We start from the raw sequence: 20,669 nt of genomic DNA, 5'->3' as shown, positions 1-20,669 counted from the left end.
CCCGACCAGGCGACCACGCTCACAATCCGTGACGACAGCATCTCGGAACGGGGGTTTGCCCTGGCTCGCACGACCCGCTAACGTGCGATGTATCGGTCCGATACATCGCGGCGGTTACCACTCCACGCCGGAGGGTAAAGAGAGGGTGGCCAGTGCTCGAGTTCGCCATCCTCGGCCTCCTGCAGGAGTCTCCGATGCACGGCTATGAGCTGCGCAAGGAGCTGACCGCCAAACTCGGCGCGATCCGGGCGGCGATCAGCTACGGCTCGCTCTATCCCACGCTACGCAGGCTGCAGGCGGCGGGATGGATCACCGAGGCTGCTGAGACACCCGCCACTGCCGAGGAGGTTCCCGCGCTGACCAGCCGACGAGGTCGGGTGGTCTACAAAATCACCGCGGAAGGCAAGGAACGCTTCGCCCAGCTGATCGCACAGGCCGGGCCCGAGACGTACGACGACACGGGCTTCGGGGTGCACTTCGCGTTCTTCGCCCGGACCGACCAGGCGACCCGACTGCGCATTCTGGAGGGTCGCCGCCGCAAGATCGAGGAGCGTCGCGAAGGGCTTCGTGACGTGCTGGGCCGGGCGGCCGAGCGCCTCGACGCTTACACGTTGGAACTGCAGCGCCACGGCCTTGATGCCTGTGAGCGCGAGGTCCGCTGGCTGGAGGAGCTCATCGCCAACGAGCGCTCCGGCCGAGCCCCGACGGTCCCGAACACCGGGACAGCCGGCGGCCGACGAGAAGACAACAGCCCGCCTCCGCCTGGAGAGACCAGGAATGAGCGGCCGTGACAGAAAAGAAGGAGGCAGACGCTATGGGCTCCGTCCGCGTCGCCATCGTCGGTGTGGGTAACTGCGCCTCGTCCCTGGTTCAGGGCGTCGAGTACTACCGGAACGCCAACCCGAACGACCGCGTCCCGGGTCTCATGCACGTCGCCTTCGGCGACTACCACGTCAACGCCGTGGAGTTCGTCGCGGCATTCGACGTGGACGCCAAAAAGGTGGGCATGGACCTCGCGGAGGCGATCGTCGCCAGCGAGAACAACACCATCAAGCTCTGCGACGTGCCGCCGACCGGCGTCAGCGTGCAGCGCGGTCCGACCTTCGACGGTCTGGGCCAGTACTACCGCGAGATCGTCGAGGAGTCGGACGCCACCCCGGTCGACGTGGCGCAGGCCCTGCGCGACGCGCAGGTCGACGTCGTCGTCTGCTACCTGCCGGTCGGCTCCGAGCAGGCCGCCAAGTTCTACGCCCAGGCCGCGATCGACGCCGGCTGCGCGTTCGTCAACGCCCTGCCGGTCTTCATCGCCTCCGACCCCGAGTGGGCCAAGAAGTTCGAGGACGCGGGCCTGCCGATCGTCGGTGACGACATCAAGAGCCAGGTCGGCGCCACCATCGTGCACCGCGCCCTCGCGAAGCTCTTCGAGGACCGCGGCGTCGAGCTGCTGCGCACGTACCAGCTCAACTTCGGCGGCAACATGGACTTCATGAACATGCTGGAGCGCAAGCGGCTGGTCTCGAAGAAGATCTCGAAGACCCAGTCGGTCACCTCGCAGATCCCGCACGAGATGAGCAAGAGCGACGTGCACATCGGCCCGTCGGACCACGTGCCGTGGCTGGACGACCGCAAGTGGGCGTACATCCGCCTGGAGGGCCGCTCGTTCGGTGACACCCCCCTCAACGCCGAGCTCAAGCTCGAGGTGTGGGACTCGCCGAACTCGGCCGGCGTCATCATCGACGCGGTCCGGGCCGCGAAGATCGCCCTGGACCGGAAGATCGGCGGCCCGATCCTGTCGGCCTCGTCGTACTTCATGAAGTCCCCGCCGGTGCAGTACGCCGACCACGACGCCCACCAGGCCGTCGAGGAGTTCATCGCCGGTGAGGTCACGCGCTGACGCGCTGAATCGCTAAGCACGTGGAAGGGCCGGGTCCGTGCGGACCCGGCCCTTCCACCGTCCCGCACCCGGCCCGACCTCCTCGGCCGCGCATCGTCGCCCGGGGGTCGCCCAGCGCCGGGTAACGCCCCCACCGGGAGGGGACGCCCGCCACGGGGACGGGTCACGACCAGGCGCGTCGCAGCGCGACCCCGGCCTCCAGCTCCAACAACGTGACCTTGCGGGGCAGGCCCCCACCGAAGCCGACCAGCTTGCCGCCCGCCCCGACGATCCGGTGACACGGCACGATCACCGGGACCGGGTTGCGGTTGCAGGCCACTCCCACGGCCCGTGCCGCTCCGGGATCGCCGACCAGGCGCGCCACCTCGCCGTACGTCAGCGTCTCCCCGTACGGGATCCGCGTCATCTCCCGCCACACGGCGCGCTCGAAGTCAGAGCCGCGCGGCACCGACACCGGGACGGTGAACGCGGTCAGCTCACCGGCGAAGTACGCCCGCAGCTCGTCGACGGCCTGCCGGGACAGCGCGTCGTCGGGCTCGTCGGTGGCCGCCTCTAGCCGGCCGAAATGGGCACCGCGGACGCTCGTGCCGTCGGTGGCGACGGAGAACTCACCGATCGGTGAGTCGAGCACGGCCCAGCGCATCCACCTATTCTCCCCGACGCGGACTCTCTCGCCGGCGCGGCCACCAGCGTCGGGCTGAGCGCCCCTCCCGACCCGCCCTGCCAGGCCGTTCGGCGTTGCGCGGCGTCGATACCGTCAAGGTCGTGGCAACGGGGACGCTCATCTTTCTGATCATCGGCGGGGCGGGCATCGGTGTGCTCGCGCTCGCCCTGCTCGGCACCGAGCTGTTCCAGTTCGGGCACGCCGACGTGGACGGCCCGATCTCGGTCGAGACGGTCGCCGGCTTCGCCGGGGCGTTCGGGTTCGGCGCGGCCATCGTCAACGAGCTGCTCGGAGCACGTACACCTGGCATGGTCGTCGGGGCTGTGGCCGGCGGCGTTCTCGCGGCCGTGCCCACCGGCTGGTTGGCGTCGCGACTGAGCCGGGCGGCGCGGAACATGCGCACCGACCCCACCCCCACCCGCGACGACCTGGTCGGCGCGCTCGGCCTGGTCGTCACCCCGGTGCCGGCCAACGGGTACGGCGAGGTCCGCATTCGCCTCGCCGGCCAACCGGTCAAGCTCAGCGCCCGCGCGGACCAGCCGATCCCGATCGGCGCCCAGGTCTTCGTCGTGCAGGCACTCAGCGAGACCAGCGTGCACGTAGAGACCTACTGATCTCCCCCTCATAGACGGGACTCCTCATATGGCCCTACTCATCGCCATCGGTGGCGCGGTCCTCCTCGCGCTCATCCTCGTGCTCTTCGTGCTCTCCCGGATCAAGGTGGCCGGCCCGAACGAGGCGTTCATCGTCACCGGTCGCAAGGGCCGCACCACCCAGACCGCCGACGGCGGGCGGTCCACCGACAACTCCGGGCAGAAGGTCGTGCTGGGAGCCTCGGTGTTCGTGCTGCCGGTGGTGCAGAAGCTCCAGTCGCTCGACCTGTCCAGCCGGCGGATCGACGTCGGCATCCGGGGCGCCGTCAGCAAGCAGGGCATCCGCGCCGACCTGCACGGAGTGGCGATCGTCAAGGTCGGCGGCACCGAGGACGCGATCCGCGCCGCCGCACAACGGTTCCTGCACCAGCAGGACGAGATCGACAACTTCACCCGGGAGGTGCTGGCCGGCGCGTTGCGCTCGATCGTCGGCCGACTCACGGTCGAGGAGGTCATCCGGGACCGGGCGGCGTTCGCCAGCGCGGTCGCCGAGGAGGCCGAGCACTCGATGACCAACCAGGGTCTGGTGTTGGACACCTTCCAGCTCCAGGACATCCTCGCCGAAGGCTCCTACCTTCAGGACCTGGGCCGCCCCGAGGCCGCCCGGGTGCTCAAGGACGCGGCGATCGCCGAGGCCCGGGCCCGGCAGCAGGCCGAGCAGGAGCGGCTGCTCGCCGAGGAGGCCATCGCCGAGGCGAACCGCAACCTGGCCCTCAAGCAGGCCGGCATCCAGGCCGAGATCGACGCGGCGAAGGCGAAGTCAGCGGCGGCCGGACCCCTCGCCCAGGCCGAGCGGGACCAGGCGATCCTCTCCGAACAGCAGAAGGTGGCCGAGCGCAACGCCGAGCTCAAGCAGCGCCAACTAGACACCGAGGTTCGCAAGCCGGCCGACGCGGCCCGGTACAAGGTGGAGCAGGAGGCCGAGGCGTCCCGCAACGCGGCGGTGCTGCATGCCGACGCGCAGCGTCAGTCCGTCATCGCCGCCGCGCAGGCCTCCGCCGAGCAGGCCCGCCTCACCGGTGAGGGTGAGCGGGCCCGCCGGGCCGCGCTCGCCGAGGCCAACGCCATCGAGGGTGCCAAGGAAGGTGAGGCCGAGCAGCGGCGACGCTCCGCCATCGCCGAGGCCGTGGAGCGGGAAGGCCAGGCCGAGGCCGCGGCCATCCTCGCCAAGGGTGAGGCCGAGGCCGACGCGATGGCCCGCAAGGCCGAGGCGTTCGCCGCGTACGGAGAGGCGGCCGTGCTGGACCTGCTGGTCAAGGTGCTGCCGCAGGTCGTCGAGGCGGCCAGTGCGCCGATCGGGGCGATCGACAAGATGACCGTGATCTCCACCGACGGGGCGTCGTCGCTCACGAAGTCGGTGGCCGGCAACGTGGCCCAGGGCCTTCAGCTCGGCAGCGACCTCACCGGGATCGACCTGCCCGGCCTGCTGGCTCGGCTCGGCTCGGCGTCCGCTCCGGCCGGCAACGGTGCCGCGTCCGTGGAAACGCGCTGATCCAACACGCAAACGGCGTTCCCCACCCCGCCCTACCGCGTCGATCTTGCAGTTTCGGTTGTCGATAAGGGCACAATGCCCCTTTATGTCGCAGCAGGAAGTGCAAGATCGCGCAGGGCGGGGCCGGGGCGGGGCGGGGCGGGGCTTTAGGGGATCAGGCCCTCGGCGCGGGCCCAGCGCAGCAGCTCCGCCTCGGCGGCGTCACGGTCCAGCGGGCCGTGCTCCAGGCGCTGCTCCTTGAGGTGCTTCCACGCCCGCCCGACCACCGGCCCCGGCGGTACGCCGAGCAGCTCCATGATCGCGTTGCCGTCCAGGTCGGGTCGGACCCGCGCCAGGTCCTCCTCGGCCGCGATCCGGGCGATCCGATCCTCCAACGCGTCGTAGTCGGCCGCGAGCTGGGCGGCCTTGCGCCGGTTGCGGGTCGTGCAGTCCGAGCGGGTCAGCTTGTGCAGGCGGGGCAGCAGGTCACCGGCGTCGGCGACGTAGCGGCGCACCGCGGAGTCGGTCCACTCGCCCCGCCCGTACCCGTAGAAGCGCAGGTGCAGCGCGACCAGCGCGGTCACCTGCGCGGTGACGTCCTTGGGGTAGCGCATCGCCTTCATCCGGGCCTTGGTCAGCCGAGCCCCGACCACCTCGTGGTGGTGGAAGCTGACCCGGCCGTCGGACCCGACCGCCTTCGTCGCCGGCTTGCCCACGTCGTGCAGGAGGGCGGCCATCCGCAGGATGAAGTCGCAGCCCTCCTCCTCGTAGGAGACCGCGTTCTCGACGACCGTCAACGTGTGCTCGTAGACGTCCTTGTGCTGCGCGTGCTCGTCGATCTCCAGCTTCAGACCGGTCAGCTCCGGCAGGAACCGCTCGGCCAGCCCGGTGTCGACCAGCAGCCGCAGCCCGGTGATCGGGTCGGCGCCGCAGAGCAACTTGGTGAACTCGTCGCGGATCCGCTCGGCGGTGATCCGGTCCAGGTCGGCGGCCATCTCGGTCATCGCCAGGTGCACGTCCGGGTGCACGGCGAAACGCAACTGCGCGGCGAACCGGGCGGCCCGCAGCATCCGCAGCGGGTCGTCGCCGAACGACTCACCAGGCGTGCTCGGGGTACGGATCACCTTGGCCGAAAGATCGTCCAGCCCACCGTGCGGGTCGGTGAACCGGTGGTCCGGCAGGCTGACCGCCATCGCGTTGATCGTGAAGTCGCGCCGCTTCAGGTCCTCGTCGAGGCTGGTGCCGTACACCACCACCGGGTTGCGGCTGACCTGGTCGTACGACTCCGCGCGGAAAGTGGTGATCTCCAGTCGGAGGCCGTCGCGCTGAGCGCCGATGGTGCCGAACTCCCGACCGGTCTCCCAGATCGACTCGGCCCAGCCCTTGATGATCCGCAGGGTCTCGTCGGGGTGCGCGTCGGTGCAGAAGTCGAGGTCGTCCCCGAGTCGACCGAGCAGGGCGTCCCGCACCGAACCGCCCACCAGGTGCAACTCGTGACCGGCGCGGACGAAGCGTTGGCCCAACTCGTCGGCGACCGGGGACACCCGGAGCAGTTCGGCGACGGCGTTGCGCTGCGCGGCGGTGAGTTCGCGGCGGTCGGCGGCGTGAGGAGCGGAGGCTTCGGACATGGGATCGCCAGCTTATCGGGCCGGGGTGTGATCCGATCCGCCGGGCGCGGGTAACGGGTGGGGGTTGACTATGGTCTGTGGCGTGCGGGTCGGTGTCCGACTCGACGTACCCCTGGGAGGCTGGAGATGAGCGGCGGGCTCTACCGCAGCGCCAACGCCGCGAACGATGGCGGCCCCGGTGTCCGTCCCGGGGACGGCGCCACCTTCATCTCCGCCGAGCCGCTGAACCAGCCGGCCATGGAGTCGACCGCGCCGCCGCAGGAGCAGGTGGGCGAGGCGAGCGCGGCGGCCAACAGCGCGGTGATGGCGATCGGCAGCCTGGTCAGCCGGGGTACCGGCTTCCTGCGTACGTTGGCGTTGACCGCCGCGCTGGGTGGGGCGCTGGTGGGTGACGCGTACACCACGGCGCAGATCCTGCCCGGCATGGTCTACGAGTTCCTGCTCGGCGGCATCCTCACCAGCGTGTTGATACCGGTGCTGGTCCGTCGACGCCGGATCGACACCGACGGCGGGCAGGCGTACGCCCAGCGGCTGCTGACCCTGGCGGTGCTGGCCCTCGCCGTGGCGGCGCTGATCGCGGTCGCGTTCGCCTCGGTGCTGACGTCGCTCTACGCCAGCAAGAAGACGGGGACCGACTTCCGGGAGCTCGTCACAGCGCTGTCATACCTGATGTTGCCGATGATCTTCTTCACCGGTCTCAGTGCGTTGATCAGCGCGGTGCTCAACACCCGGGGTCACTTCGCCGCGCCGATGTGGGCGCCGATCCTCAACAACATCGTGGTGATCGCCACCGCCGGGTTGTATATCGCGATCTTCGGGGCCGAGATCGTCCGGCCCGACCAGATGACCCCCGGCCGGATTCTGCTGATCGGCGGCGGCACCCTGCTCGGCGTCGCGATCCAGGCTGCCGGCCTTCTGCCGGCGTTGCGCAAGGTCGGCTTCCGGTGGAAGTTCCGGTTCGACTTCCGCACCCTCGGGCTACGGGAGCTGGGGCGTCTCGGCGGCTGGATGTTCTGCTACGTCGCGGTGAGCCAGGTCGGCCTGATCGTGCTGTTCAACCTGCTGAACCGGGCCGGCAAGGAGAACGCTGCCGGCCCGCTGATCTACAACAACGTGTTCCTGCTGCTGATGATGGCGCACGGCATCATCGCCGTATCGATCATCACTGCACTGATGCCCCGGATGAGCGCGGCCGCCGCCGACGGCCGGTACTCCGACGTCGCCGCCGACCTGTCCCGGGGCACGCGCACCGTCTCGGCGGTGCTCGCCCCGATCGCGGTCTGCTACGCCGTACTGGCGACTCCGCTGGCCGTGACGCTGTTCCGCTACGGCGCGTTCACCGACGAGAACGCGGCGGACACCTCGCTGGTGCTGCTCCTGGCGGCGCTGGCACTGGTGCCGTTCGCTATCAGCCAACTCTTCACCTTCGCCTTCTACGCCCTGCCGGACACCCGCACCCCGGCGCTGATCAACATCCCGGTGGTCGCCCTGCGGATCGGCGTGCAGGTGGTGCTCTACGTCGCCTTCGCCGCCCACTTCGCCGCAGCCGGGATGATGATCGGCAACGCCGTGTCCTACCTGGCCGCCGCCTTCGCCTCCGCATGGCTGCTTCGGCCCCGTGTGGGCCGGATCGGGATGGGTGCCATCCTGCGCACGCTCGGTCGGGTGGCGGTCGCCGCGTTGGGGGCCGCCCTGGTCGGCCTTCTCGTCGTGAGTCTTCTGCCTGGCGGCGACAGGCCAAGTTGGATGCAGGCCGTCGTGCAGCTCGTGATCGGTGGCGTGGTGATCGGCGGGACCTACCTGGGTCTGGCCATGCTGCTGAAGATCGGCGAGATCACCGAGGTGGTCGGGATGGTTCGCCGACGCCTCGGTCGCTGAGCGGCAGCATCTGATTACAACAAGTTGACATTCATACGGACCGTGACTACGGATCACCAGGCTGGGGACGCACCTGTGGATAACTCCGCGATTCGCCGGTCAACCGCCGCTTCGGCCTGTGGATAACCAGCCGTACGGCTGAGGGTGGCGACCCGATCGGTGGGAAAGTACGAGGCAGCGCGAGCGCCACGCCAGCCCAGCCCCGGCGTCGGTCACTTGCGGTGAAGCCGTAGATTAGCTAGTACATGTGCCAGCAACGTGGCTGACAACGGTCGTAACCGGACGAGCGCTTCGACTGCCGGAACCCCGCCAGGTACGGCGGGAAGATGACATGTCGGAGAGACGGGCAAGCCGGGTAAGGTCGCTCTCGACGGGTACGGCAGGGGCCGACGCTGGGCGTCGACACCGGTCGGCCGGTTCCTTCAACGGCAGAGCGGGAAGCCACATGCCCAGCAGTTCGGGTTCATCGATCGACACGATCACCGAGGGAGGACGGGTGACCCAGGTCGGCGAGGGTCAGGAGGCGGACGAAAGCGCTCCTCCGGTCATGACCTTCGGTGCTCCCACGGCCGGTGAAGTCCTCGCCGAGCGGTACGAACTGGTTGAGCACATCAACAACGACAGTGCGGGTCGGCTGGTCTGGCGCGGGGTCGACGTCATCCTGCGCCGTCCCGTTGCCGTGGTGCTCCGTTACCCGGGTGGCGACTCCGCCACCGAGATGCTTCAGGCCGCCGTCGCGGCCAGTCGGGTCATCCACCCCAACCTGGTCGGCGTCTACGACGCGATCGACGAGGCCGACCGGGCGTACGTGGTGCGCGAGTGGGTCGACGGGCAGTCCCTGCGGGACCTGGCGACCGACGGCCCCCTGGATCCGGCCCGCGCCACCGCGATCGGCAACGCCGTCGCGAGCGCGCTCGCCGCGGTGCACGCCACCGGCATGGTGCACGGCAACGTCCACCCCGGCACCGTCATGATCAGCGATGAGGGCCGGGTGGTCCTTGCCGACGCCCGCACCGACGGCGCCGACAGCCAGGAGAACGACATCCGGGCGGTCGGCGGTGTCCTCTACTTCGCGCTGACCGGCTCCTGGCCGCACGCCGAGGCACCACTGCGCGGCGCCACCGCCGGCCACGGCCGCGCCGCCATTCCGGACGCTGTTCGGGACGCCGGAGGTGCCATCGCCGCCCCCCGCCAGGTGCGGGCGGGCGTTCCGGCATACCTGGACGACCTGACCATGGACCTGCTCGACGCCGAGATCGCGCCGCCGTCCTCCGACGTGCTCGCCGCCGAGTTGGCGCGACTGGACGTGCCGGCCGAGGATGAGCACTACCTCGACAACAGCGGGCCGCTGCGGTTCGCCGCCGAAACCGGTGAGGAGCCCTCGCCGCTGGCCGCGGCCGGGGGCCGCAAGGTCGCCGTCGGCATCGCCAGCCTGCTGGCCGTCGCCCTGGTCGGTCTGCTGATCGGGATCATCGCGCTGGGCGGCGACGACAAGGACCCGCAGTCCCCCCCGGCCGCCGCGCCAACCTCCAGCGCCCCGGCCGGCGACGCCACCCCGGCCGCCGTGACGGCACGCAAGCTGACCGTGAAGGCTGTCCGGATCATCGACCCGGACAGCAGCAATCGCAGCGAGGTCCGTGACGCCGAGAAGGTCATCGACGGCGACGAGGACAAGGGCTGGGAGACCGAGACCTACGAGAACAGGCCCAACTTCGGCAACCTGAAGAAGGGCATGGGCGTCTGGATCGACCTCGGCCAGCCGCACACCGTCAAGTCGGTGCAGGCAGTGCTGTCGGCCACCGGCGCGTCCGCCCAGCTGCTCGCCGGCACTACCAACCCGCCGTCCAACTCCGGCGGTGACAAGCAGTTGGTGGCGAGTTACAAGACCGCCATCGGCCAGCCGTTCGAGGACCACGACGGCACCACCATGACGTTCAACGGCTTCGACGCCGACCAGAAATACCGGTACCTGCTGTTCTGGATCACCGAGCTGCCGCCCTCCGAGAACGGGTTCAAGCTGGGGGTGCAGGAAATTACGGTCCAGGGGTCGTGAGCCGGGCACCACGAGCCGGGCACCGCTTTCGCTGGACGCGGTGATGGACGGGCGCGCCGCCGCAGAGGACCTGGAGCTGCTGCGCGCGCACGTCGCCGGAGACCCTGACGCCTTCGCCGAACTGTTCCGCAGGCACCGGGACCGGTTGTGGGCGGTGGCCCTGCGGACGCTCGGCGACCGCGAGGAGGCAGCCGACGCCCTCCAGGACGCCCTGCTGTCGGCGCATCGGGCGGCGGCCCGCTTCCGCGGCGACTCCGCCGTCACCACCTGGCTGCACCGGATCGTTGTCAACGCCTGCCTCGACCGGATCCGACGCCGGCAGGCGCACCCCACCGTGCCGCTGCCGGACGGCAACCGGGCCGAGGACGGCACCGGCGGGCTTGAGCCGGCGGCACCGGTGACGGACCACGACACCGTGCTGGTGGTCCGCGAGGCGCTCGCCGCGCTGCCCCTTGAGCAGCGCGCGGCGCTGGTGCTGGTCGACGTTCAGGGCTATCCGGTCGCCGAGGTCGCCCGCATCCTCGGCGTCGCCGAGGGCACGGTGAAGAGCCGGTGCGCCCGGGGCCGGGCGCGGCTGGCCGTGCTGCTCGGGCATCTCCGTCCCGCCGCCGTCGCGACGCGTTCGGCCCGACCGGAGCCTGCCGCCCCGATCACCAACGTGCCCGGCGTCACGCCGGGGAACCTCGGCCCGGTGGAGGGCGTCGGATCGGGGTCAGGCCGGTATCGGCGGGACGCCAACCAGGAGGACACGTGACGACCGAGGGGTTCCGGGAGGTCGACGTCGACCTGCTCGCTGACTACCTCGGCGGGGCGTTGGACGGCACCCCGCAGCAGGACGAGGTCGCCCAACTGGTCTCTGCGGACCAGTCCTGGGCCGAGGCGTACGCGCTGCTGGCCCCCGCCGTGGCCGAGGTCCGGACGGACCTGACCCGCTGGGCCGAGCCGTCGCCGGAGATGCCGTCGGCAATCACCGACCGACTGCTGGCTGCGCTGGCCGCCGCAGAGCCGACGACCGAACCCTCGGCCGAGGAGGCACCCGCCGGCGCGCCCAGCGTCGATCGGGCCGGCGACGCGGCGACGCCGCCGGTCGTACCGGCGCAGGGCGGGGCCGGTCGCCGGCCTCCCGCCGCCACGCCCGGCGGGTCGGGGCGCCAGGCGTCCACCGGTCCGGGCCGCCGCCAGCGCGGCTGGGCCCGCCGTGGCGCGCCCGTGGCCGCCGCGGCGATCGCCGTCATCGCCGTCGCGCTGGGCCTCAACCAGCTCTCGATGCGGGCGTCGGACGATTCCGCTGACACCAACGCCATGAACCAGCCGGCGAGCGCTCCGGAGGGCGTCGCGGGAGCCGGGACGGCCCGCACCACCGGGCCGGCACTGCGCAGTGGTACGAACTACACCCCGCAGACCCTGGGCAACGCTTACGGCACGGACGCGCCAGGCACACCGGCTGCCAGCCGGGCGACCGGCAATACTCCGGGCGGGCAGCCGGAGGTGGATGCCGAGGGCGGGCGCCGTCCCTTTCCCGACGGGTCGGACCAGCTGGCTCGGCTGACCGACGAGGCCGCGCTGACCAGCTGTCTGGCCAGCGTCGCGACGGAGCACGGATCGGCCCCACTGGTGGTCGAGGTGATCGACTACGCGCGTTTCCAGGGCGATCAGGCGCTGGTCATCCACTTCACCGACGCGACCGGCGCCCGGTGGGCCTGGGTGAGTGGCCCGGAGTGCGGAGTGCCTGGGTCCGGCTCGGACAGCCGGTATTCGGCGCGGGTAGGGTGAATCCACGGTCAATGGCACGATGACCCCCCACGTGACCTGACCCACCGGATGCCCGGCTCGGGAATCCCCGGTTCGTACGATGACGTTCTGGAAGTCAGCTGCCGGCCCCACCCAGGCGTCGGCGACTCGGATCAGCATCGGTGCTCGCGCCGACGCCGAACACACACAACTCGGGAGACGGCAGTGGACGAGGTCCGCAACCTGATCATCATCGGCTCCGGGCCGGCCGGCTACACAGCGGCGGTCTACGCCGCACGTGCCAACCTGAAGCCGCTGATCATTGAGGGCGTGCAGTCCGGTGGCGCGCTGATGACCACGACCGAGGTGGAAAACTTCCCCGGCTTCGCCGACGGCATCCTCGGCCCCGAGCTGATGGACAACATGCGCAAGCAGGCCGAGCGGTTCGGCGCCGAGTTCCTCACCGACGACGTGACCCGGGTCGAGCTGGTGGACACCGGCGACGCTGGCTCCGGCGCGGTGAGCACCGTCTGGGTCGGCGAGACCGCCTACCGGGCGCGATCCGTCATTCTCTCCACCGGTTCGGCCTGGCGTCCGCTGGGCGTGCCCGGTGAGCAGGAATTCCTGGGCCACGGCGTCTCCGCGTGTGCCACCTGTGACGGCTTCTTCTTCCGCAACCAGCAGATCGTGGTCGTCGGCGGCGGCGACTCGGCGATGGAGGAGGCCACCTTCCTCACCCGCTTCGCGGAGTCGGTGACCATCATCCACCGCCGCGACTCGTTCCGGGCCAGCAAGATCATGGCCGACCGGGCGCTGAGCAACGAGAAGATCAAGGTCGAGTGGAACAGCACCGTCGAGGAGATCCTCGGCGAGGACGGCAAGGTCACCGGCGTACGCGTCCGCAACGTGCACACCGGCGAGACCAAGGTGATGGACGTGACCGGCGTCTTCGTCGCCATCGGTCACGACCCTCGCAGCGAGCTGTTCCAGGGCCAGGTCGAGCTGGACGACGAGGGCTACGTGAAGGTTCACGCCCCGAGCACCCGCACCAACGTGCCCGGTGTCTTCGCCGCCGGCGACGTGGTCGACCACACCTACCGTCAGGCGATCACCGCGGCCGGCACCGGTTGTGCCGCCGCGCTCGACGCCGAGCGGTTCATCGCGACGCTCAGCTGAAACAAGGAACACATCCCGGAGGAGGGGCATAGTGGGAACAACCAAGGCGGTCACCGACAAGAGCTTCGTCGCTGACGTGCTGCAGGCCGACAAGCCGGTGCTGGTGGACTTCTGGGCGGAGTGGTGCGGGCCGTGCCGCAAGGTGTCGCCGCTGCTCGAGGAGATCGCCCGGGAGATGGGTGACCAGGTCACCATCGTCAAGCTCAACATCGACGAGAACCCGGAGACCGCCCGGGCCTACCGGGTGATGTCGGTGCCGACGCTCACCGTCTTCAAGAACGGCCAGCCGGTGCAGTCGATCGCCGGTGCCAAGCCGAAGGGCGAGCTGGTCCGGCTCATCGAATCGGCCCTCTGACCAGCAGAAACGTCAACCCGAACCCCGTACCCGCTCGCCGGGTACGGGGTTTGGCGTCTTCTCGGCCGTACCGCCGACGTATTTCTCGGCCCAGCCACCTCGCCGCCCCGGAGCGCATAGCCTCAAGCCTGGGCCGCCCGGCCAGCCAGCGTCGTGCAGAGGGGGTCGTGCGTGCGTCCGATCCGACCCGGTGACCGGGGACCCGCGGTCACGGAGATCCGTACCATCCTGACCGGCCTCGAACTGCTGGCCGCCGCCGGCCCGCAGAGCGACGAGTTCGACCTCGACACCGAGCGGGCGGTCCGCGCGTTCCAGCAGTCGCGGGGGCTCAGTGTGGACGGCCGGGTCGGCGCGGAGACCTGGCGAGCCCTGGATGCCGCCCGTTGGCGCCTCGGCGCCCGCACCCTCTACCACGCGGTCCCCGAGCCGCTCACCGGCGAGGATGTCCGGTCGCTACAGGAACGACTGCTGGAGATGGGGTACGACGTGGGCCGCGCGGACGCGATCTACGGCGTCCGGACGTCGCGGGCGGTGGCCCAGTTCCAGCGTGAGGTCGGGCTCACCCCGGACGGATCCTGCGGCCCACACACCATGAACGCGCTCCGCCGGATCGGCCGCAAGGTGGTCGGTGGCCGCCCGCAGTGGCTCCGCGAATCCGACGCGATCCGACAGTCCGGGCCGGCGTTGGTCGGCAAGACGGTCGTCATCGACCCGGGGCACGGCGGCACCGACCCCGGGATGGTGGTGCCCGACGGCTCGCTGCGCTGGACCGAGGCGGACCTGGTGCACGACCTGGCCAGCCGACTGGAGGGGCGACTCGCCGCCTCCGGGGTGCGGGTGCAGCTCACCCGGGGCCCGTCGCCCGACAGTTGCCTGCCGGACACCGACCGGGCCCTGCTCGCCAACTCGCTCGGCGCCGACGTGTTCATCTCGCTGCACCTGGACGGCCACGCCAACCCGGATGCGGAGGGCGTCGCGACCTACCACTACGGCACCGACAACGGGGTGACCTCGGCGACCGGCGAACGCCTGGCCGGGCTGGTGCAGCGGGAGATCGTCGCCCGCACCGGGCTGCGGGACTGCCGTACCCACGCCAAGACGTGGGAGTTGCTGCGACTGACGCGGATGCCCGCCGTCCGGGTCGAGGTCGGCTACCTCACCTCGCCGACGGACCGCGCCCACCTCGTCGACCCCCGGTTCCGGGACCGGGTGGTGGAAGCGATCGTCGCCGCGGTGCAGCGGATGTACTACCCGATCGAACGAGACGTCCCGACCGGATCGCTCGACGTCAGCGAACTGCGTGCGGTGGTGACCGCCGGCACGGTGGTGGACTGATTCGCCGCCGGGCGTCAGCCGTTGGTGGAGCGGGTGGCCGGGGCCGGACGGACCGGCCGGAGCAGGGTCTCGGGGCTCATCGACCCGAGCAGCTTCTCCAGCGCGTACTCGACGTCGGACTTCCAGCTCAGCGCCGTACGCAGCTCAAGACGCAACCGAGGGAAGCGCGGATGCGGACGTACGGTCTTGAAGCCCACGGAGAGGAAGAAGTCGACCGGAGCCACGCAACCGCCGGCGGGGTCGTCCGCGTCGCCGAACTTGGCGTCGCCGAACGCCTCGATCGCCTTGATCCCACGCTTGGTCAGATCCCGGGCGACACCCTGCACCAGCATCCGGCCCAACCCACCGCCGGAGAACGCGGCGACCACGTTGGCCGTCATCAACAGTGCCGCGTCCGCGGAGACCGGTGAGGTCGGGAACGCCATCGAACGGGGCACGTAGGCGGGCGGGGCGTACATCACGAAGCCGGCCGGCATGCCGTCGACGTACGCGAGTTTGCCGCAGGAGCCCCACTCCAGCAGCGTCTGCGAGACCCACGCCTCCTTCTCCAGGCCCGGATCGCCAGCGGCGCAGGCCCGGTCCGCGGAAACCGGATCGAGCTCCCAGTAGACGCACTGCCGGCACGGGCGCGGGAGGTCTTCCAACGTGTCGAGGGTCAGGCTGACCAGACGTCGCGACATATGGCGCATCCCCACAATAGGCTCGGTGGTGAGACCGGCATGGAACGACAGCGCCGCCTTCCTGCCCCCGACGAGCGATCGTACGCCGCCGATCGGCGATACGGGAGGGGACGCGCAGATGCCCACCGCAACGGGGGACGCCGAGGACGGTCCGCCATGTGGTCGATCTGCCTCGGCACGGCAGCAGCACGACTCCGGCGGACTAGGATCGACAATCGGTGTGTCCGCCGCCATGGTCAGCGGTGTGCGGGGTACCCGGGGCGGGAGCCACTCGAGCAGCGATCGAGGTGAGGTCATGACCGGCACGACACTCGACGACTACACCGACCGGTACGCCCGGCGGGTACGCGGGATGACCGCCTCCGAGATCCGAGCACTTTTCGCGGTGGCAAGTCGTCCGGAGGTCGTCTCGCTCGCCGGCGGCGCACCGTACATCGCGGCCCTTCCGCTGGACGCGGTCGGCGAGATGCTCGGCCGGCTCGGCTCGGAACACGGCGTGACCACCCTTCAGTACGGCATTGGTCAGGGCACCCTCGAGCTGCGCGAGCGGATCTGCGAGGTGATGTCACTCTCCGGGATCGACGCCGCGTGCGGTGCTTCCCCCGAGGACGTCGTCGTCACCGTGGGCGGGCAGCAGGCACTGGACCTGGTGGCCCGGCTCTTCCTCGACCCGGGTGACGTGGTGCTCGCCGAGGGGCCGACGTACGTCGGTGCGCTCGGCGTGTTTCAGGCCGCCCAGGCGCAGGTCGTCCACGTACCGATGGATGAGGACGGGCTGATCCCGGAGGCGCTGGAGACGGCCATCGCCGACCTCGCCCGCGCGGGCCAGCGGGTCAAGTTCCTCTACACGATCCCCACGTACCAGAACCCGACCGGCGTGACGCTCAGCGAGGAGCGCCGGGAACGGGTGCTCGACATCTGTGAGCGCGCCGGCCTGCTCGTCGTCGAGGACGACCCGTACGGCCAGCTGGGGTTCGAGGGTGAGGCCCCGGCTCCCCTGCGGGCCCGCCGCCGCGACGGCGTCTTCTACCTCAGCACCTTCTCCAAGACCTTCGCCCCCGGGCTGCGGGTCGGCTGGATCCTGGCGCCGCACGCGGTCCGCGACAAGCTGGTCATCGCCAGTGAGGCGCAGATCCTCTGCCCCAGCGGTTACGCCCAAGCGGCGGTGGCCACCTATCTGAGCACGATGCCCTGGCGGCAGCAGCTCAAGGTCTATCGCGAGGTCTACCGGGAACGCCGGGACGCCCTGCTCGACGCGATGGCCGACCTGATGCCCGAGGGCACCAGCTGGACCACCCCGGCCGGCGGTCTCTTCGTGTGGGCCAGCCTGCCCGACGGGCTCGACTCGAAGGCCATGATGCCGCGAGCGGTCGCCGCCCGGGTCGCCTACGTTCCCGGCACCGGCTTCTACGCCGACGGCACCGGCACCGACGCCATGCGGCTCAACTTCAGCTTCCCGCCGCCGGAGCGGATCCGCGAAGGCGTCCGCCGACTGGCCGGTGTGATGGAGCAGGAAATCGCGATGCGCCGGGTCTTCGGTGCCGTGGGTGGTGCCGCCGGCCGACGCGGCCGGGCCGGCTCCGACGTGCCCGGGCCCGACTTGGCATGATGCCGGCATGGGTACGACCGCCGAGCGCCTCCTCGTGACCGATTCCGCCATCTCGGCCGACCTGCGCGTGGTGGTGCTCGCCGGTGGGCTCTCCTACGAACGGGACGTGTCGCTGCGCTCCGGTCGTCGGGTGCTCGACGCGCTGCGCGCCGTCGGGGTGGAGGCCGAGCTGCGAGACGCGGACGTGGCGCTGCTACCGTCGCTCGCGGCCGACCCGCCGGACGCGGTGGTGATCGCACTGCACGGCGCGACCGGCGAGGACGGCTCACTGCGCGGGGTGCTGGATCTGTGCGACGTCCCGTACGTCGGCTGCGACGCTCGGGCCTCCCGGGTCGCCTGGGACAAGCCCTCGGCCAAAGCGGTGCTCCGCGAGGCCGGCATTCCCACTCCCGACTGGGTGGCGCTCCCGCACGATCGTTTCTCCGAGCTCGGCGCGGTCGCCGTGCTGGACCGGATCGTCGACCGTCTCGGCGTACCCCTGATGGTGAAGCCGGCGCAGGGCGGGTCCGGGCTCGGCGGGGCGGTGGTCCGGGACGCCGCCGCGCTGCCCGCCGCGATGGTCGGCTGCTTCGCGTACTACTCCACGGCGCTCGTGGAGCGGTACGTGCCGGGGATGGATGTGGCAGTCTCCGTCGTCGACCTCGGCGACGGCCCGCAGGCCTTGCCGCCGGTGGAGATCGTGCCGCGCAACGGCGTGTACGACTACGCCGCCCGCTACACCGCAGGGCGCACCACCTGGCACGCCCCGGCCCGGCTGGACCCGGAGGTGGCCACCACGGTCGCTGACGTGGCCCTCGCCGCGCACACCGCGCTCGGTCTACGGGATCTCTCCCGCGTCGACGTGATCGTGGACGCGGCCGGGCAGCCGCACGTGCTGGAGGTCAACGTCTCGCCGGGGATGACGGAGACGTCACTGCTTCCGCTCGCCGTGCAGGCGGCCGGGCTGGACTTCGGCCGACTCCTCGGCACGCTGGTCGCCCGAGCAGCCGCCCGCCTCACCAAGCACTGAGCTACCCGCCAACCCGCTCGGCCCTGCGGGCCACCCGCCGGACGACCATGAGGTTGGCCTGTCGGGGTCAACCTCATGGTCGGTTCCAGATCAGTGGGTCGCGCGTACGTCGGGCGTGTCGCTGCCGTTGGTGCGCCCGGCCGTGCCGGCGTCCTTCTCGGGGGCGGTCTTGCTGACTGCCTCTGCGGAGGCGCCCCCGTCGGCCAGGTCGAAGGCGGCCGGGTTGGCGGAACCAGCCGCGTCGGCGCTTTCGCTCGCCGGGCCGTCGTGGGACCCGCCGGTAGGCGTCTCCACCGGGGCGACGTGGAGTCCGTCTGTGGCCGTCGTCGTGGCGCTGCCGGACGCTGTGCTGCCGAGTGCTGCGGCGGTGGAGTCCCGGGTGCCGGAGGTCGGGATGCCGGGCAGATTGGTGGCGGATGCCGTCCGACCGGGTTCAGTCGCCGGACCGTTGATCGTGACCGGACGAGTGGGTTCAGCCGCGCGGTCGGTGCCGGTGGTCGTCGTCGAGCCGGCACCGGCGTCCCGGTCCACGACCGGCTCAGCCCGGGGCCCGCTGTCGACGTCGGTCGGATCGGGGGTGGAGTCGAGCGCTGGTTCCGGGATCTCCTCTGCCGCCTCGATGACCGAGACCGCCTCCGTCCCGGCTGCTGCCGCTGAGGCAGCCTCCGCTGCGGCAGCGGCATCGGCGGCAGCGGACTGGGCCAGCAGACTGGACGGCGCCTGCCACTGGATGCGGGGTGGCTCGGCGAGCGGACGGCCACCGAACTCGGCGAGCCAGGCCGCGACGAGCGCCAGATTTTCCCGCCACTGCGCCTCGGAGATCGGCGGCAGGATCGAGTCCCACAGGGACAGGAACGTGCCCCGCAGCTGAAGGCGGCCGTACGGACGGGCGAGGAACCACATGTGCAGATGAGCAGAGCCGTCGCCCCAGCGATTGACGTGCACCCGTGCCACGCCGTCGAGCGACCGGATGGCCCGCTCCAGACGTACGGTCATCACCCCCAGCTCGGCGGCCAGCAGGTTCGGCAGGTCGCCGAGGTCGAGGTGGGTGCGCGATTCCAGGATGAGCACCATGGGCAGGCCGGTGGGCCGGTCCATGGCGCGGACCCGCCACCGCTCACCCACCCAGATGTAGGCGTCGTCGGGTGCGTTGCAGGCGGTGCATTCCCGGAGACCCTCGCCCTTCCGGGGCGGTTCGACCGGGACCGGATCATCGAGTTGCTTCACGTGGAGGTCACCCTCGAAGGGAAATGACGGCCACTGGGTGAAGTCCGGGACTGAGGGAGGGTTGTCGTGCACGACGCTGACCCTAACCGAGTCTGGCACCGCTGTCCCTACCTGTTCGAGCGGTCCCGGGCCACGGGATCGCCACCCACCGCCGACCGGGTCCGCGTGGTCGCGCGGGGCGTCGAGAGGCGATATCCACAGGCTGCCGAGATCCTGAACACAGGCCGTCATCCACAGGCTCGCACCCGCTCCCACGCGCTGTTTCACGTGAAACGGGGGGTGCCTGTGGACAACCGGTGTGGATAACTTTTCGACCGGTCGGTCGTTGTCCGCGACCGGCCAAATCGGCGGGTTCGATGACTACTGGCGGCGGAATTGGACGGGAGCTCGGATCGGCTCCGCATGCCGACGCCGGCGCGCGGTGCCCAGCCGCCGACGACCGCCCGCTGGCTCATTTGGCACACCTCGGCGGTGACGGCTTGGCTCGTTCGCGGACCGTGTCAGCACACACCCCGGCGGCATGGACGGCCCGATGCCCGGATGCCCCTGGAAGCCCGGATGCCCTGGACGCCCGGATGCCCTGGACGCCCGGATGCCCTGGACGCCGAAGGACGGGGAGATCGAACCGCTGCACCGACGTCGAGCGTCTGAGATCGGGAGGCGACTCCGCTTGACCGTCACCCGACCCAAGGGTTCCGATCGGTGCCAGCGAGCCGCTATCTCGGTTTCACGTGAAACCGCGCGCCGGGCGGCGAAGGCGATCCGGCGGGCCCGGGGGCCGGGCGGCGAAAGCGACCCGGCGGGGTCCGGGGCCGGACTCGCGCTGGCCTGCCGTCGTACACCCCGGTTCACGCGGGCCGGCGGCTCGTTAGCGGCCTGGCGGCCCGGCAGCGGCGGCTCCGCAGCGGCCTGGTGGGCCGGCAGCGGCTTGGGTGGACTCCCGCAAGGTCGCAGCGAGTCTGCCGCTCCGCCAGGATGATCGCGTTCGAGAGCCTCGACCCGCATTTCGGACGACCACGGAGGCGTCGTTTCGCGCCACTCAGCGGCTCGCTGGCGCTGTGATCGGCGCAGGGGGTGGTTGTGGTCGAGTCGACCATCCCGGAGCCTTCTGCGACGCGTGTAGCGGATCAACCGGTGCCCGCACTCACCTCAGCGACCGCCGCCAGTCACCCCACCACGTCCGTCGCCCGTCGCCGCGTCCGCTCCGCCCCGTGAACCGCTCGCGACGCCGGGCTCGTCGTCCATCGCCGCGCCCGTCACCACCCCCATCGCGGTGCCCCGCCCGCCGCGCCCGTCACCCGACGCC

Annotated in this window: 17 protein-coding genes; 13 read left to right on the top strand and 4 right to left on the bottom strand. The window is 70.9% G+C overall.

What is annotated here, in order from left to right; genetic code table 11:
* The first annotated feature begins 152 nt into the window (after window positions 1-152).
* Both ABTW72_RS06600 and ABTW72_RS06595 read left to right on the top strand, forming a co-directional pair.
* Window positions 153-791 (top strand): PadR family transcriptional regulator, encoded by a 639-nt coding sequence (locus ABTW72_RS06600; RefSeq protein ID WP_196920348.1) that lies wholly within the window; start codon window positions 153-155, stop codon window positions 789-791.
* 23 nt (window positions 792-814) lie between these two features.
* Window positions 815-1,894, top strand: a complete 1,080-nt coding sequence (locus ABTW72_RS06595; protein WP_091396616.1) for an inositol-3-phosphate synthase — start codon at window positions 815-817, stop codon at window positions 1,892-1,894.
* 163 nt (window positions 1,895-2,057) lie between these two features.
* Here the strand turns inward: ABTW72_RS06595 and ABTW72_RS06590 are convergent, their stop codons facing one another.
* Window positions 2,058-2,537, bottom strand: a complete 480-nt coding sequence (locus ABTW72_RS06590) for a methylated-DNA--[protein]-cysteine S-methyltransferase (protein WP_350855087.1) — start codon at window positions 2,535-2,537, stop codon at window positions 2,058-2,060.
* Window positions 2,538-2,614: 77 nt separating this feature from the next.
* Between ABTW72_RS06590 and ABTW72_RS06585 the strand changes: the two genes are divergently transcribed.
* On the top strand, window positions 2,615-3,172 hold the full coding sequence (locus ABTW72_RS06585; RefSeq protein WP_373861688.1) for an NfeD C-terminal domain-containing protein: 558 nt from the start codon (window positions 2,615-2,617) through the stop codon (window positions 3,170-3,172).
* Window positions 3,173-3,200: 28 nt separating this feature from the next.
* On the top strand, window positions 3,201-4,703 hold the full coding sequence (locus ABTW72_RS06580) for a flotillin family protein (protein ID WP_350855084.1): 1,503 nt from the start codon (window positions 3,201-3,203) through the stop codon (window positions 4,701-4,703).
* A gap of 146 nt (window positions 4,704-4,849) precedes the next feature.
* On the opposite strand, the gene ABTW72_RS06575 is transcribed toward ABTW72_RS06580, so the two are convergent.
* The gene (locus ABTW72_RS06575) at window positions 4,850-6,310 is read right to left on the bottom strand and encodes a CCA tRNA nucleotidyltransferase (protein WP_350855082.1); all 1,461 of its coding nucleotides are present in this window, start codon (window positions 6,308-6,310) and stop codon (window positions 4,850-4,852) included.
* A 126-nt stretch (window positions 6,311-6,436) separates the two neighbouring features.
* Between ABTW72_RS06575 and murJ the strand changes: the two genes are divergently transcribed.
* The 7 genes from murJ (at window position 6,437) to ABTW72_RS06540 (ending at window position 14,838) form a co-directional block, all read left to right on the top strand.
* The gene (gene murJ / locus ABTW72_RS06570) at window positions 6,437-8,188 is read left to right on the top strand and encodes a murein biosynthesis integral membrane protein MurJ (RefSeq protein ID WP_350855079.1); all 1,752 of its coding nucleotides are present in this window, start codon (window positions 6,437-6,439) and stop codon (window positions 8,186-8,188) included.
* 445 nt (window positions 8,189-8,633) lie between these two features.
* Entirely contained in the window at window positions 8,634-10,241 is a 1,608-nt protein-coding gene (locus ABTW72_RS06565; protein ID WP_350855076.1) for a protein kinase family protein, read from the top strand.
* A gap of 43 nt (window positions 10,242-10,284) precedes the next feature.
* Complete coding sequence (sigM, locus tag ABTW72_RS06560) at window positions 10,285-10,995, top strand: RNA polymerase sigma factor SigM (protein ID WP_350855459.1); 711 nt, start codon at window positions 10,285-10,287, stop codon at window positions 10,993-10,995.
* Window positions 10,992-12,014 (top strand): RsmA family anti-sigma factor, encoded by a 1,023-nt coding sequence (locus ABTW72_RS06555; protein ID WP_350855073.1) that lies wholly within the window; start codon window positions 10,992-10,994, stop codon window positions 12,012-12,014. The genes sigM and ABTW72_RS06555 overlap by 4 nt, the downstream gene beginning before the upstream one ends.
* A 183-nt stretch (window positions 12,015-12,197) precedes the next feature.
* Window positions 12,198-13,148, top strand: coding sequence for a thioredoxin-disulfide reductase (gene trxB / locus ABTW72_RS06550; RefSeq protein WP_112678106.1), 951 nt, complete (start codon window positions 12,198-12,200; stop codon window positions 13,146-13,148).
* Between the two features lie 31 nt (window positions 13,149-13,179).
* Window positions 13,180-13,503, top strand: a complete 324-nt coding sequence (gene trxA / locus ABTW72_RS06545; protein ID WP_030331849.1) for a thioredoxin — start codon at window positions 13,180-13,182, stop codon at window positions 13,501-13,503.
* Window positions 13,504-13,674: 171 nt separating this feature from the next.
* Window positions 13,675-14,838, top strand: coding sequence for an N-acetylmuramoyl-L-alanine amidase (locus ABTW72_RS06540; RefSeq protein ID WP_112624240.1), 1,164 nt, complete (start codon window positions 13,675-13,677; stop codon window positions 14,836-14,838).
* Window positions 14,839-14,852: 14 nt separating this feature from the next.
* Here the strand turns inward: ABTW72_RS06540 and ABTW72_RS06535 are convergent, their stop codons facing one another.
* The gene (locus ABTW72_RS06535) at window positions 14,853-15,518 is read right to left on the bottom strand and encodes a GNAT family N-acetyltransferase (protein WP_091396576.1); all 666 of its coding nucleotides are present in this window, start codon (window positions 15,516-15,518) and stop codon (window positions 14,853-14,855) included.
* Window positions 15,519-15,813: 295 nt separating this feature from the next.
* Between ABTW72_RS06535 and ABTW72_RS06530 the strand changes: the two genes are divergently transcribed.
* Entirely contained in the window at window positions 15,814-17,127 is a 1,314-nt protein-coding gene (locus ABTW72_RS06530; protein WP_350855069.1) for an aminotransferase-like domain-containing protein, read from the top strand.
* A 7-nt stretch (window positions 17,128-17,134) separates the two neighbouring features.
* Window positions 17,135-18,136, top strand: coding sequence for a D-alanine--D-alanine ligase family protein (locus tag ABTW72_RS06525; protein WP_350855066.1), 1,002 nt, complete (start codon window positions 17,135-17,137; stop codon window positions 18,134-18,136).
* 90 nt (window positions 18,137-18,226) lie between these two features.
* On the opposite strand, the gene ABTW72_RS06520 is transcribed toward ABTW72_RS06525, so the two are convergent.
* Window positions 18,227-19,210, bottom strand: coding sequence for a hypothetical protein (locus ABTW72_RS06520; protein WP_350855456.1), 984 nt, complete (start codon window positions 19,208-19,210; stop codon window positions 18,227-18,229).
* Window positions 19,211-20,669 lie beyond the last annotated feature (1,459 nt).

It is taken from the genome of Micromonospora sp. NPDC127501 (genome assembly GCF_040302185.1).
Classification (GTDB): Bacteria; Actinomycetota; Actinomycetes; order Mycobacteriales; family Micromonosporaceae; genus Micromonospora.
The sequence above is the reverse complement of the archived record's forward strand: the minus strand, read 5'-3'. Positions and strand labels throughout refer to the sequence as shown.

Bases quoted from the DNA above. Each gene is read 5' to 3' on its own strand.
- ABTW72_RS06595 (WP_091396616.1), top strand. From the start codon at position 815: ATGGGCTCCGTCCGCGTCGCCATCGTCGGTGTGGGTAACTGCGCCTCG.
- ABTW72_RS06590 (WP_350855087.1), bottom strand. From the start codon at position 2,537: ATGCGCTGGGCCGTGCTCGACTCACCGATCGGTGAGTTCTCCGTCGCC.
- ABTW72_RS06580 (WP_350855084.1), top strand. From the start codon at position 3,201: ATGGCCCTACTCATCGCCATCGGTGGCGCGGTCCTCCTCGCGCTCATC.
- ABTW72_RS06575 (WP_350855082.1), bottom strand. From the start codon at position 6,310: ATGTCCGAAGCCTCCGCTCCTCACGCCGCCGACCGCCGCGAACTCACC.
- murJ (WP_350855079.1), top strand. From the start codon at position 6,437: ATGAGCGGCGGGCTCTACCGCAGCGCCAACGCCGCGAACGATGGCGGC.
- ABTW72_RS06565 (WP_350855076.1), top strand. From the start codon at position 8,634: ATGCCCAGCAGTTCGGGTTCATCGATCGACACGATCACCGAGGGAGGA.
- sigM (WP_350855459.1), top strand. From the start codon at position 10,285: ATGGACGGGCGCGCCGCCGCAGAGGACCTGGAGCTGCTGCGCGCGCAC.
- ABTW72_RS06535 (WP_091396576.1), bottom strand. From the start codon at position 15,518: ATGTCGCGACGTCTGGTCAGCCTGACCCTCGACACGTTGGAAGACCTC.
- ABTW72_RS06530 (WP_350855069.1), top strand. From the start codon at position 15,814: ATGACCGGCACGACACTCGACGACTACACCGACCGGTACGCCCGGCGG.
- ABTW72_RS06525 (WP_350855066.1), top strand. From the start codon at position 17,135: ATGGGTACGACCGCCGAGCGCCTCCTCGTGACCGATTCCGCCATCTCG.
- ABTW72_RS06520 (WP_350855456.1), bottom strand. From the start codon at position 19,210: ATGGTGCTCATCCTGGAATCGCGCACCCACCTCGACCTCGGCGACCTG.